At 45.1% G+C, this 14,119-nt stretch carries 12 protein-coding genes; 1 reads left to right on the forward strand and 11 read right to left on the reverse strand.

Features of this window, described 5'->3' with window-relative positions:
• Positions 1 to 21: 21 nt before the first annotated feature.
• The 8 genes from N39L_RS00310 to N39L_RS00345 form a co-directional block, all read right to left on the reverse strand.
• On the reverse strand, positions 22 to 894 hold the full coding sequence (locus N39L_RS00310) for a DUF2887 domain-containing protein (protein ID WP_014273937.1): 873 nt from the start codon (positions 892 to 894) through the stop codon (positions 22 to 24).
• A gap of 161 nt (positions 895 to 1,055) precedes the next feature.
• Positions 1,056 to 1,952, reverse strand: a complete 897-nt coding sequence (locus N39L_RS00315; protein ID WP_014273938.1) for a DUF2887 domain-containing protein — start codon at positions 1,950 to 1,952, stop codon at positions 1,056 to 1,058.
• A 139-nt stretch (positions 1,953 to 2,091) separates the two neighbouring features.
• A complete protein-coding gene (locus N39L_RS00320) occupies positions 2,092 to 2,970 on the reverse strand; it encodes a DUF2887 domain-containing protein (RefSeq protein ID WP_014273939.1) in 879 nt (292 codons plus the stop codon).
• A gap of 151 nt (positions 2,971 to 3,121) precedes the next feature.
• Positions 3,122 to 3,961, reverse strand: a complete 840-nt coding sequence (locus N39L_RS00325) for a DUF2887 domain-containing protein (RefSeq protein ID WP_014273940.1) — start codon at positions 3,959 to 3,961, stop codon at positions 3,122 to 3,124.
• 173 nt (positions 3,962 to 4,134) lie between these two features.
• A complete protein-coding gene (locus tag N39L_RS00330) occupies positions 4,135 to 5,055 on the reverse strand; it encodes a DUF2887 domain-containing protein (protein ID WP_434221525.1) in 921 nt (306 codons plus the stop codon).
• 115 nt (positions 5,056 to 5,170) lie between these two features.
• Positions 5,171 to 6,022 (reverse strand): DUF2887 domain-containing protein, encoded by an 852-nt coding sequence (locus N39L_RS00335; RefSeq protein ID WP_014273941.1) that lies wholly within the window; start codon positions 6,020 to 6,022, stop codon positions 5,171 to 5,173.
• A gap of 671 nt (positions 6,023 to 6,693) precedes the next feature.
• A complete protein-coding gene (locus N39L_RS00340) occupies positions 6,694 to 7,590 on the reverse strand; it encodes a DUF2887 domain-containing protein (protein ID WP_014273942.1) in 897 nt (298 codons plus the stop codon).
• A gap of 173 nt (positions 7,591 to 7,763) precedes the next feature.
• Positions 7,764 to 8,672 carry a DUF2887 domain-containing protein gene (locus N39L_RS00345; protein WP_014273943.1) on the reverse strand — a complete coding sequence of 303 codons (909 nt, stop codon included), beginning with the start codon at positions 8,670 to 8,672 and terminating at the stop codon, positions 7,764 to 7,766.
• A gap of 106 nt (positions 8,673 to 8,778) precedes the next feature.
• Here N39L_RS00345 and N39L_RS00350 point away from each other — a divergent pair, with 106 nt between their 5' ends.
• Positions 8,779 to 10,632, forward strand: coding sequence for a putative capsular polysaccharide synthesis family protein (locus tag N39L_RS00350; protein ID WP_014273944.1), 1,854 nt, complete (start codon positions 8,779 to 8,781; stop codon positions 10,630 to 10,632).
• Here the strand turns inward: N39L_RS00350 and N39L_RS00355 are convergent.
• From N39L_RS00355 to N39L_RS00365, 3 genes are all read right to left on the reverse strand, one after another.
• Positions 10,620 to 11,651, reverse strand: a complete 1,032-nt coding sequence (locus N39L_RS00355; protein WP_014273945.1) for a DUF268 domain-containing protein — start codon at positions 11,649 to 11,651, stop codon at positions 10,620 to 10,622. The genes N39L_RS00350 and N39L_RS00355 overlap by 13 nt on opposite strands.
• 63 nt (positions 11,652 to 11,714) lie before the next feature.
• A complete protein-coding gene (locus tag N39L_RS00360; protein WP_014273946.1) occupies positions 11,715 to 12,938 on the reverse strand; it encodes a class I SAM-dependent methyltransferase in 1,224 nt (407 codons plus the stop codon).
• 44 nt (positions 12,939 to 12,982) lie between these two features.
• Positions 12,983 to 14,047, reverse strand: coding sequence for an NAD-dependent epimerase/dehydratase family protein (locus N39L_RS00365; RefSeq protein WP_014273947.1), 1,065 nt, complete (start codon positions 14,045 to 14,047; stop codon positions 12,983 to 12,985).
• Between the last annotated feature and the right edge of the window lie 72 nt (positions 14,048 to 14,119).

The raw sequence follows: 14,119 nt of genomic DNA on the forward strand, positions 1-14,119 counted from the left end.
AGTTGGTTTGGGATAAGTTTGTCAGTTTTCATCTGTCTGCAACCAGCGCACTAAATCCTCCATCCCCCGAAAATCTAACAAAGCCTCTGCCAACTCATCCTTTTGACCCGAGTTGAGAGATATCACCTGTTGCCGTTGCATATCCGACAACTCACCACAGCGACGGGTTAACTGTCGCAACAGCATCTCCGTCTGTGCTTCTTCGCGACCTTCTTCGCGACCTTCTTCGCGACCTTCTTCGCGACCCTTCTGCAACACATCCCGATAAAACCGGGTATCCTCAAGCCTAACCTGGGTAATATCCAACATTTCCCGTATCTCCTCCAAGCTCAACTGTGGAAACTTACTCGCCATTATACTTTCTACCAAATCCAACCGTCGCCGAAATACCTCCTCACTCGCCTCAACATTCAACAAATCACGAGCGCTTTCTGGGGTTTCCGACTCCGGCAATACCAACAACCGCAACAACGCCAAATTCGGACTCAAATCCGACCGACCAATCAAGTCTTCGAGATAAAGCCTTTCCACCAAATTATCTAATAGCAGGCGATAGGGAGTCTCCACCCCAAACCCCTGGCTGCGACTGGAGAAAATCAATAGCCCCCGCCAAGGTCGGCTCACCTCATATTGTCCCAGATACATGAACACTTCCCGAAAAAAGCGGCCATAGAATCCCCTATCAGGCTGCATTTGGGCTTCCACGAACACCAAGGGCAAATCTGGGTTATCATCCCCCACAGGGGTAAATAAGCCATCAATACGCTGTTCCTGTTCTTTGACCACCGGAGCGCTATAATCAAATTGGCAGTCCGTGGGAATGCCAGGAACTAACTCAGCAATCAGTTCCGGTTGCCATAGAAAAATGCGATAAAATAGTTTGTCAGTTTTCATCGTTTGGGGCGGGGCTGCTACTGAGTCCAATTTGATTAAGGCTTTGATTAAGGCTTTGATTAAGGCTTTGATTAAGGCGATCGCTTGTTTCCAGAAACGGGGTTTGTCTTTGTCAAAAAAACCGGGTTTCTTCAATTCTGAGTTGGTTTGGGATAAGTTTGTCAGTTTTCATCTGTCTGCAACCAGTGCACTAAATCCTCCATCCCCCGAAAATCTAACAAAGCCTCCGCCAACTCATCCCTTCGACCCGAGTTGAGAGATATCACCTGTTGCCGTTGCATATCCGACAACTCACCACAGCGACGGGTTAACTGTCGCAACAGCATCTCCGTCTGTGCTTCTTCGCGACCTTCTTCGCGACCTTCTTCGCGACCTTCTTCGCGACCTTCTTCGCGACCTTCTTCGCGGCCCTTCTGCAACACATCCCGATAAAACCGGGTATCCTCAAGCCTAACCTGGGTAATATCCAACATTTCCCGTATCTCCTCCAAGCTCAACTGTGGAAACTTACTCACCAGTATACTTTCTACCAAATCCAACCGTCGCCGAAATACCTCCTCACTCGCCTCAACATTCAACAAATCACGAGCGCTTTCTGGGGTTTCCGACTCCGGCAATACCAACAACCGCAACAACGCCAAATTCGGACTCAAATCCGACCGACCAATCAAGTCTTCGAGATAAAGCCTTTCCACCAAATTATCTAATAGCAGGCGATAGGGAGTCTCCACCCCAAACCCCTGGCTGCGACTCGGGAAAATCAATAGCCCCCGCCAAGGTCGGCTCACCTCATATTGTCCCAGATACATAAACACTTCCCGAAAAAAGCGGCCATAGAATCCCCTATCAGGCTGCATTTGCGCTTCCACGAACACCAAGGGCAAATCTGGGTTATCATCCCCCACAGGGGTAAATAAGCCATCAATACGCTGTTCCTGTTCTTTGACCACCGGAGCGCTATAATCAAATTGGCAGTCCATGGGAATGCCAGGAACTAACTCAGCAATCAGTTCCGGTTGCCATAGAAAAATGCGATAAAATAGTTTGTCAGTTTTCATCGTTTGGGGCGGGGCTGCTACTGAGTCCAATTTGATTAAGGCTTTGATTAAGGCTTTGATTAAGGCTTTGATTAAGGCTTTGATTAAGGCGATCGCTTGATGAATATATTGAGAAAAATTCTCTAATAGATTCACACCATCATATGCTCTGCAACCAGCGCACTAAATCCTCCATCCCCCGAAAATCTAACAAAGCCTCCGCCAACTCATCCCTTCGACCCGAGTTGAGAGATATCACCTGTTGCCGTTGCATATCCGACAACTGACCACAGCGACGGGTTAACTGTCGCAACAGCATCTCCGTCTGTGCTTCTTCGCGACCTTCTTCGCGACCTTCTTCGCGACCTTCTTCGCGGCCTTCTTCGCGGCCCTTCTGCAACACATCCCGATAAAACCGGGTATCCTCAAGCCTAACCTGGGTAATATCCAACATTTCCCGTATCTCCTCCAAGCTCAACTGTGGAAACTTACTCGCCATTATACTTTCTACCAAATCCAACCGTCGCTGAAATACCTCCTCACTCGCCTCAACATTCAACAAATCACGAGCGCTTTGTGGGGTTTCCGACTCCGGCAATACCAACAACCGCAACAACGCCAAATTCGGACTCAAATCCGACCGACCAATCAAGTCTTCGAGATAAAGCCTTTCCACCAAATTATCCAATAGCAGGCGATAGGGAGTCTCCACCCCAAACCCCTGGCTGCGACTCGGGAAAATCAATAGCCCCCGCCAAGGTCGGCTCACCTCATATTGTCCCAGATACATGAACACTTCCCGAAAAAAGCGACCATAGAATCCCCTATCAGGCTGCATTTGGGCTTCCACGAACACCAAGGGCAAATCTGGGTTATCATCCCCCACAGGGGTAAATAAGCCATCAATACGCTGTTCCTGTTCTTTGACCACCGGAGCGCTATAATCAAATTGGCAGTCCATGGGAATGCCAGGAACTAACTCAGCAATCAGTTCCGGTTGCCATAGGAAAATGCGATAAAATAGTTTGTCAGTTTTCATCTTTTGGGACGGGGCTGGTACTGAGTCCAATTTGATTAAGGTTTTGATTAAGGCTTTGATTAAGGCTTTGATTAAGGCTTTGATTAAGGCGATCGCTTGATGAATATATTTAGAAAAATTCTCTAATAGATTCACACCATCATATGTGTTGCTACCTCTGCAACCAGTGCTGAAAATCCTCCATCCCCCGAAAATCTAACAAAGCCTCCGCCAACTCATCCTTTTGACCCGAGTTGAGAGATATCACCTGTTGCCGTTGCATATCCGACAACTCACCACAGCGACGGGTTAACTGTCGCAACAGCATCTCCGTCTGTGCTTCTTCGCGACCTTCTTCGCGACCCTTCTGCAACACATCCCGATAAAACCGGGTATCCTCAAGCCTAACCTGGGTAATATCCAACATTTCCCGTATCTCCTCCAAGCTCAACTGTGGAAACTTACTCGCCATTATACTTTCTACCAAATCCAACCGTCGCTGAAATACCTCCTCACTCGCCTCAACATTCAACAAATCACGAGCGCTTTGTGGGGTTTCCGACTCCGGCAATACCAACAACCGCAACAACGCCAAATTCGGACTCAAATCCGACCGACCAATCAAGTCTTCGAGATAAAGCCTTTCCACCAAATTATCTAATAGCAGGCGATAGGGAGTCTCCACCCCAAACCCCTGGCTGCGACTGGAGAAAATCAATAGCCCCCGCCAAGGTCGGCTCACCTCATATTGTCCCAGATACATAAACACTTCCCGAAAAAAGCGGCCATAGAATCCCCTATCAGGCTGCATTTGCGCTTCCACGAACACCAAGGGCAAATCTGGGTTATCATCCCCCACAGGGGTAAATAAGCCATCAATACGCTGTTCCTGTTCTTTGACCACCGGAGCGCTATAATCAAATTGGCAGTCCATGGGAATGCCAGGAACTAACTCAGCAATCAGTTCCGGTTGCCATAGGAAAATGCGATAAAATAGTTTGTCAGTTTTCATCTTTTGGGACGGGGTTGGTGCTGAGTCCAATTTGATTAAGGTTTTGATTAAGGCTTTGATTAAGGCTTTGATTAAGGCTTTGATTAAGGCGATCGCTTGTTTCCAGAAACGGGGTTTGTCTTTGTCAAAAAAACCGGGTTTCTTCAATTCTGAGTTGGTTTGGGATAAGTTTGTCAGTTTTCATCTGTCTGCAACCAGTGCACTAAATCCTCCATCCCCCGAAAATCTAACAAAGCCTCCGCCAACTCATCCTTTTGACCCGAGTTGAGAGATATCACCTGTTGCCGTTGCATATCCGACAACTCACCACAGCGACGGGTTAACTGTCGCAACAGCATCTCCGTCTGTGCTTCTTCGCGACCTTCTTCGCGACCTTCTTCGCGACCTTCTTCGCGACCTTCTTCGCGACCTTCTTCGCGACCTTCTTCGCGACCTTCTTCGCGGCCCTTCTGCAACACATCCCGATAAAACCGGGTATCCTCAAGCCTAACCTGGGTAATATCCAACATTTCCCGTATCTCCTCCAAGCTCAACTGTGGAAACTTACTCGCCATTATACTTTCTACCAAATCCAACCGTCGCTGAAATACCTCCTCACTCGCCTCAACATTCAACAAATCACGAGCGCTTTGTGGGGTTTCCGACTCCGGCAATACCAACAACCGCAACAACGCCAAATTCGGACTCAAATCCGACCGACCAATCAAGTCTTCGAGATAAAGCCTTTCCACCAAATTATCTAATAGCAGGCGATAGGGAGTCTCCACCCCAAACCCCTGGCTGCGACTGGAGAAAATCAATAGCCCCCGCCAAGGTCGGCTCACCTCATATTGTCCCAGATACATAAACACTTCCCGAAAAAAGCGGCCATAGAATCCCCTATCAGGCTGCATTTGCGCTTCCACGAACACCAAGGGCAAATCTGGGTTATCATCCCCCACAGGGGTAAATAAGCCATCAATACGCTGTTCCTGTTCTTTGACCACCGGAGCGCTATAATCAAATTGGCAGTCCATGGGAATGCCAGGAACTAACTCAGCAATCAGTTCCGGTTGCCATAGGAAAATGCGATAAAATAGTTTGTCAGTTTTCATCTTTTGGGACGGGGCTGGTACTGAGTCCAATTTGATTAAGGTTTTGATTAAGGCGATCGCTTGATGAATATATTTAGAAAAATTCTCTAATAGATTCACACCATCATATGTGTTGCTACCTCTGCAACCAGTGCTGAAAATCCTCCATCCCCCGAAAATCTAACAAAGCCTCCGCCAACTCATCCTTTTGACCCGAGTTGAGAGATATCACCTGTTGCCGTTGCATATCCGACAACTCACCACAGCGACGGGTTAACTGTCGTAACAGCATCTCCGTCTGTGCTTCTTCGCGACCTTCTTCGCGGCCTTCTTCGCGGCCCTTCTGCAACACATCCCGATAAAACCGGGTATCCTCAAGCCTAACCTGGGTAATATCCAACATTTCCCGTATTTCCTCCAAACTCAACTCTGGAAACTTACTCACCAGTATACTTTCTACCAAATCCAACCGTCGCCGAAATACCTCCTCACTCGCCTCAACATTCAACAAATCACGAGCGCTTTGTGGGGTTTCCGACTCCGGCAATACCAACAACCGCAACAACGCCAAATTCGGACTCAAATCCGACCGACCAATCAAGTCTTCGAGATAAAGCCTTTCCACCAAATTATCTAATAGCAGGCGATAGGGAGTCTCCACCCCAAACCCCTGGCTGCGACTGGAGAAAATCAATAGCCCCCGCCAAGGTCGGCTCACCTCATATTGTCCCAGATACATAAACACTTCCCGAAAAAAGCGGCCATAGAATCCCCTATCAGGCTGCATTTGCGCTTCCACGAACACCAAGGGCAAATCTGGGTTATCATCCCCCACAGGGGTAAATAAGCCATCAATACGCTGTTCCTGTTCTTTGACCACCGGAGCGCTATAATCAAATTGGCAGTCCGTGGGAATGCCAGGAACTAACTCAGCAATCAGTTCCGGTTGCCATAGGAAAATGCGATAAAATAGTTTGTCAGTTTTCATCTTTTGGGACGGGGCTGGTACTGAGTCCAATTTGATTAAGGTTTTGATTAAGGCTTTGATTAAGGCTTTGATTAAGGCGATCGCTTGTTTCCAGAAACGGGGTTTTTCAAAAAACGGGGCGGGTTTATATCGCTGCTGGTGAAGAAGAATATAGGCTGTTGAACCCGCCCCTACAGGAATATGTGACCCCTGGGTGGTTGGGAAGGCGATCGCTTGTTTCCAGAAACGGGGTTTTTCAAAAAACGGGGCGGGTTTATATCGCTGCTGGTGAAGAAGAATATAGGCTGTTGAACCCGCCCCTACAGGAATATGTGACCCCTGGGTGGTTGGGAAGGCGATCGCTTGTTTCCAGAAACGGGGTTTTTCAAAAAACGGGGCGGGTTTATATCGCTGCTGGTGAAGAAGAATATAGGCTGTTGAACCCGCCCCTACAGGAATATGTGACCCCTGGGTGGTTGGGAAGGCGATCGCTTGTTTCCAGAAACGGGGTTTTTCAAAAAACGGGGCGGGTTTATATCGCTGCTGGTGAAGAAGAATATAGGCTGTTGAACCCGCCCCTACAGGAATATGTGACCCCTGGGTGGTTGGGAAGGCGATCGCTTGTTTCCAGAAACCCGGTTTTTTCAAAAAACCGGGTTTCTTCAATTCTGAGTTGGTTTGGGATAAGTTTGTCAGTTTTCATCTGTCTGCAACCAGTGCACTAAATCCTCCATCCCCCGAAAATCTAACAAAGCCTCCGCCAACTCATCCCTTCGACCCGAGTTGAGAGATATCACCTGTTGCCGTTGCATATCCGACAACTCACCACAGCGACGGGTTAACAGTCGCAACAGCATCTGGGTCTGTGCTTCTTCGCGACCTTCTTCGCGACCTTCTTCGCGACCTTCTTCGCGACCTTCTTCGCGGCCTTCTTCGCGGCCCTTCTGCAACACATCCCGATAAAACCGGGTATCCTCAAGCCTAACCTGGGTAATATCCAACATTTCCCGTATCTCCTCCAAGCTCAACTGTGGAAACTTACTCACCAGTATACTTTCTACCAAATCCAACCGTCGCCGAAATACCTCCTCACTCGCCTCAACATTCAACAAATCACGAGCGCTTTGTGGGGTTTCCGACTCCGGCAATACCAACAACCGCAACAACGCCAAATTCGGACTCAAATCCGACCGACCAATCAAGTCTTCGAGATAAAGCCTTTCCACCAAATTATCTAATAGCAGGCGATAGGGAGTCTCCACCCCAAACCCCTGGCTGCGACTCGGGAAAATCAATAGCCCCCGCCAAGGTCGGCTCACCTCATATTGTCCCAGATACATAAACACTTCCCGAAAAAAGCGGCCATAGAATCCCCTATCAGGCTGCATTTGCGCTTCCACGAACACCAAGGGCAAATCTGGGTTATCATCCCCCACAGGGGTAAATAAGCCATCAATACGCTGTTCCTGTTCTTTGACCACCGGAGCGCTATAATCAAATTGGCAGTCCATGGGAATGCCAGGAACTAACTCAGCAATCAGTTCCGGTTGCCATAGGAAAATGCGATAAAATAGTTTGTCAGTTTTCATCTTTTGGGACGGGGCTGGTACTGAGTCCAATTTGATTAAGGTTTTGATTAAGGCTTTGATTAAGGCTTTGATTAAGGCTTTGATTAAGGCGATCGCTTGTTTCCAGAAACGGGGTTTGTCTTTGTCAAAAAAACCGGGTTTCTTCAATTCTGAGTTGGTTTGGGATAAGTTTGTCAGTTTTCATCTGTCTGCAACCAGTGCACTAAATCCTCCATCCCCCGAAAATCTAACAAAGCCTCCGCCAACTCATCCCTTCGACCCGAGTTGAGAGATATCACCTGTTGCCGTTGCATATCCGACAACTCACCACAGCGACGGGTTAACAGTCGCAACAGCATCTGGGTCTGTGCTTCTTCGCGACCTTCTTCGCGACCTTCTTCGCGACCTTCTTCGCGACCTTCTTCGCGACCTTCTTCGCGGCCTTCTTCGCGGCCCTTCTGCAACACATCCCGATAAAACCGGGTATCCTCAAGCCTAACCTGGGTAATATCCAACATTTCCCGTATCTCCTCCAAGCTCAACTGTGGAAACTTACTCACCAGTATACTTTCTACCAAATCCAACCGTCGCCGAAATACCTCCTCACTCGCCTCAACATTCAACAAATCACGAGCGCTTTGTGGGGTTTCCGACTCCGGCAATACCAACAACCGCAACAACGCCAAATTCGGACTCAAATCCGACCGACCAATCAAGTCTTCGAGATAAAGCCTTTCCACCAAATTATCTAATAGCAGGCGATAGGGAGTCTCCACCCCAAACCCCTGGCTGCGACTGGAGAAAATCAATAGCCCCCGCCAAGGTCGGCTCACCTCATATTGTCCCAGATACATAAACACTTCCCGAAAAAAGCGGCCATAGAATCCCCTATCAGGCTGCATTTGCGCTTCCACGAACACCAAGGGCAAATCTGGGTTATCATCCCCCACAGGGGTAAATAAGCCATCAATACGCTGTTCCTGTTCTTTGACCACCGGAGCGCTATAATCAAATTGGCAGTCCATGGGAATGCCCGGCACTAACTCAGCAATCAGTTCCGGCTGCCATAGGAAAATGCGATAAAATAGTTTGTCAGTTTTCATCTTTTGGGACGGGGTTGGTGCTGAGTCAAACTTGATTACGGCTGAAAAGATTGTATCATATCGGATCAGCCCATACCACATCAAGAAACCTTGTCATCATTTATCAATGCCCGAAATTGAATCTTTCACCACCCCCGTCGTTTTACTCATCTTTAGGCGACCAGATACCACCCAAAAAGTGTTTGATGTAATTCGCCAAGTCAAGCCTCAGCAGTTACTGGTGATTGCTGATGGTCCCGAACCCGGCAATGATTTAGAAGCCCAAAAATGCGCCCAAACTCGCGCCATTATTGATAGGGTTGATTGGGATTGTCAAGTTTTAACCAACTACTCGGATTTTAACTTAGGTTGTAAACAGCGAGTCGCCAGTGGACTAAATTGGGTGTTTGGTTTAGTGGAAGAAGCGATTATCTTAGAAGATGACTGTATCCCCGACATCAGTTTTTTTCAATTTTGCCAACAGTTATTAATCCGCTATCGTGATGATCACCAAATTTTCCAAATTACCGGAGAAAATACCCACGGCTATCAATCGGCAAATTCCAGCTATTATTTTTCCCAGTATAGCTTTTATTGGGGATGGGCGACATGGCGGCGAGCTTGGCGGTTATTTGAACCGGATTTAAAGTCTTGGCTAACGGAGTGCGATCGCCATTGGTTAAGGGATTTATTGGGAAGTCAAGAACGCGCCGAATATTGGGCAGAAATCTTTGATTTAACCTACAATGGTTTTAACTCATGGGGATGGGCTTGGACGTTTACTTGTTTGATAAATAAAGGTTTATCTATCATTCCCAATCATAACTTAATTTCTAATGTTGGTTTTGGCGCAGATGCAGCCCATACTACCTGGGAAGTTGATGAAATCGCTAATTTACCCACTCAATCAATCAGCTTTCCCCTCAAACACCCCACCGCCGTTACCATCAATATGGAAGCCGAAACCGTGATTGATAAAATGCGGTTTACTGGTCGCAAATATATCAGAACCATGCGCCAAACAGCCATGGATTTAAGCCAGCAAGGACAGCATAAAACAGCTTTAGATATTTGGGAAAAATGTATTAAGTTGCGACCGGATTTAAGCGAGTTTTACTATCAAAAAGCCTGCTGCTTAGAGAAAATGGGTAATTCTCAACAGGCGATACAATGCCTGCATCAGTTATTAAAATCCCATCCCGAACACCAACCAGCAAAATCATTCTTAAATACCCTCATCAAAAAATATCAGAGTTCGTCCCCATTACCCCATCAAAATCAACAGCAGCGTTTTTTGGTTTACACCATGGGAAAAGTGGGTTCAACTTCCATTTCCACATCTTTAAAAAACCATAGTTCACAGGTCTATGATATTCATTTCTTAGAGGAAACATATCTACAAAAAAATATGCACAAAGGGCATTGTATAGATGGCTATTTTGTGTTAAAAAACTGGTTAGGAGAACCATTAAAAATTATTTCACTGGTCAGAAATCCCATTGCTGTCAATATTAGTGGCTTTTTTCAAAACCTCGATACATATTACCCCCATTTAAGCCCAGAACAAATCCTACAGTTGAGTATTGAAGAACTGATTAATAAATTTTGGACATTAGACCTCAACTATCCCCTAATTTGGTTTGATAGAGAGTTCAAGAAATGCTTAAATTTTGATATTTACAGCCAGCCTTTTTCATTATTAGGATGGCAAACCTACTTACATGAATCTTACCATATTTTGATTATGCAAGCGGAACTAATGGATAGCCAAAAACAGGAGGTTATCCGAATGTTTACAGGTATCAGCAACTTTCACCTAGAAAACCAAAATCTTAGTTCCCAGAAGTGGTATAGTCACCTATTTAAAGAGTTTAAGGAAAAACTGGTGCTTCCGGGAGACTATTTAGACAAGATGTTAAATTCTCAGTTTACAAAGCACTTTTATAGACCGTCACAAATTCAGGAATTTTATAAATTCTGAAGCACAAAAACAGGTTGTTCATAAGAAAAAGCTCCCAAGGGCTTATTGACTATCAAAGACTCGGAAAACCCGAAACTGTCCACCGTTTTCCAGCCTTCCAACATCATTGGCAAGCGGATTTTACCATAAATGCGATGAGCATTCCAAACCAGACAATCCTGACCCATAGGAACAGAGAAAAACAAAAGACCGTCTTTTTTAATTAATTTTTTGGCGAGTTTCATGGCTTCAAAGTCTCCGGTCGGGTTGATCGGATCTCCATAACGACCTAAACCATCATGTTCAAAAGATGAGATAGAAATGCCTACATCAGCTTTAATGTTTTTGCTGATATAATCATCAGAGGAAAAAACTTGTACTTGTGGATGTTCGGAGACGGGCAAGTTATAATCTATCACATAAACATTGGCTGCACCTTTCCAGATAGATATGGCATCACAGTTAACACGATTCAATCCAAAAATCAGAACAGTTTTACCGAAAATGCTATATTTATCTAAGGAATTTAATAAATGATCTAATGTCTTACCATAGTATTTAAAAGAACCATTTTCCAGACGCTTAAATACATTCTGGTAATCCGTCATACTCAGAGCCACGGGAGAAGTGCGAGTATTGTTGTAATAATGATGTAAGACTGGGATTTTATTATTTAGGGTAAAATCAGATATAAATGCAGGTGGAATTTCTTTTGGAGGAGAAGAAGGAGGCAAGTCTGACGGTAAATCTTGCGAATCATAATTGGGGTTAATTTTGCCGACACCTAGAACAGTTTTGGTAGCAGCTAGAGCCTCAGCCAAAGCCGATTTAAGTAACCTAGATCTGGGGTCAATTTCAATCGCTGTTTGATAATGAGCGATCGCCTCATCCCAACGTCCCAACTGTGACAATGCCTCTCCCAGCTTGTAGTAATACCAAGGAAAACTCCGATGATGAGCGATCGCTTTCTGATAAGCAGCAACAGCCTCCTCTACTTTACCATTCCTCAGTAACTCATTACCCCTGCTAAAATCATTCATAACCCAACTCTCCTAACATACCACACATCCGCCCATCGATTCAAGTTGATAATTGGCGAAAAATTAGCGGTAGACATCTTGCTGATAGTAGTCAACCAACCGATACTGATGCTCAATCAAAACAGTTTTGACCGAAATCCCAACTCGGTTAATTTCCGCAATGATATCTTTGGCTCTCCACTGAGAAGGAATAATAATGATATCTACTGGGTGTTCAAGCAACCAATCTCGAAAGCGGATTTCTTGACCCGTACCCGGCACAAATTTACCGGCTTTATAAATATCAGAATCGACCACAATAGGAAACCTTTCCACATCGACACCATAGCGATTCATAAAAGCTGACGATCTCCCCAATCCTCCCCAAATTGCCACCTTATTTCCTGAGCAGTACAACTGCTCCAGTTGAGTCTTGATATTAGCCAAACCTTGGTCTGTAGAAAATCGATAATTTTGACATTCCTCAGCTATTTTTAATTGATGATTTTTGACACCCAACCGAGTCAAACCATAGATAACCTCTCGGTCATAACCGTAGCCAATTTTGTCAATAGATAAGCTAGACTGAGATAGCATTCTGGTAAATGAGCCAGTTGTAAATTGGGAAATGTGTTCATAGAAAAAATCCACCGTCCTTCCGGTTTCCACCACCCGATCTGCACAGGGAACTTCCCAATAGGTTAAAGGACTAATGCCCAGATGAGTTGCTACCAAAGCCAGTCTTTGTAATAAACCCAAGGGATTCTTAAGATGCTCTAAAACATGACGGCTGACGATTAAATCAGGCCTCAGTTCCGGCAAATTTACTTCCGGGTTAAACATCTCAGATCGAAACTCAACCACACCTTCTCCATCCCGAGCGCCATTAACATCAAAACCCACATAACGACCTTTAGGATTTAGAGTTCTCAGTCCCGCCAAAAAGCTACCATCTCCATGTCCGATTTCTACAACCACTGGCTGCTCAGGCAAAATAGTCAGGATTTGCTCCTGAATTTCTCTAATAAATCCCGACCATAATACTCCCTGATTAAAAGATGGGTAAGGCTGCTCAGAATAGGGAACCTTTTGATAATCAAAAGCATAGTTATAAATATGCCCACACTCTACACATCTCACATAATCCAATGGCAATAATTCTAAATCTTTAGATTCTTGATAAGTTTTAGGAATCACCGTATTAGCCAGAGGATGGTGTTGCTGAAACAAAGGAACTGAGATCTGATGACCACAAGCCGGACAAGATTTTCCGTCTTTAATTTCTAACTCAAAATTTGCCAATTCCATCGGTTAATATTCTCTTGATATTGACGACTTAAACTGGAATGATGTCAAACCCAACGTTCTGTATTTTTCACAAACATTTCCTTCAAAATATCAGTAACTGTGTAAGTCAAATCCCAATCTGGGTAATGTTTTTGAAACTTCGATACATCACTAATCCACCAAATATGATCGCCAATCCGATTCGACTTAGAATAAGTCCAATTCAATTTCTTGTCAACAATTGATTCACAATGCTGAATTGCTTCTAGCATCGAACAGTTACTATGGCGACTCCCACCCATGTTATAAACTTCACCCATTCGGGGAGAAAGATAAAAGTGGTAAAAGGCGTTAATCAAATCGTAGCTGTGAATGTTATCGCGAACCTGTTTTCCCTTATAGCCAAAAACTTGATAAGGAGTTCCCATCATCGTACATTTCATTAAATAGGATAGAAACCCATGTAACTGAGTCCCTGAATGAGTCGGTCCAGTCAAACATCCACCTCTAAATGCAGCCGTTTTCATGGCAAAATAGCGACCGTATTCCTGTACTAATAGGTCTGAGGCAGCTTTGGAAACTCCAAACAAAGAGTGCTTGGACTGATCGATAGTCATGGTCTCATCAATCCCATTAGCATAGATATGATCCGGCTCAATTTCCCATCGCAACTCTTGTTCAACTAAAGGCAAGATATTAGGAGAATCACCATAAACTTTATTGGTCGAACAGTGAATGAAAACAGCATCTGGGCAGTGGTGACGAGTGGCTTCTAATAGAACCAGTGTTCCATTAGCATTGATGGTGAAATCAGTTTCTGGGTCTTGAGCAGCCCAATCGTGGGAAGGTTGACCAGCTGTATGAATAATCAGTGAAATATCTTCACCATAAGACGTAAATATATTATCAATCTGATGGCGATCGCGAATATCAGCTTGATAGTGAATATATTTATCCTGATAACTAGATACCAGGCGATTCAGATTCCATTCGGTTGAAGCCTCTTCACCGAAGAGAGTTTGTCGCATATTATTGTCTATACCCACCACCGTATAGCCTTTTTCTATAAAAAAGCTGACCGCTTCTGAGCCTATCAACCCAGCCGAACCCGTAATTAAAACAATTGTCATTTCAGCAATCCTATCGATGTTTTACCAGGGGAGCAAACCCAGCTAATTATACCACATTTTCTGAGATTTTTA

It is taken from the genome of Limnospira platensis NIES-39, assembly GCF_026000695.1.
Lineage (GTDB): Bacteria > Cyanobacteriota > Cyanobacteriia > Cyanobacteriales > Microcoleaceae > Limnospira > Limnospira platensis.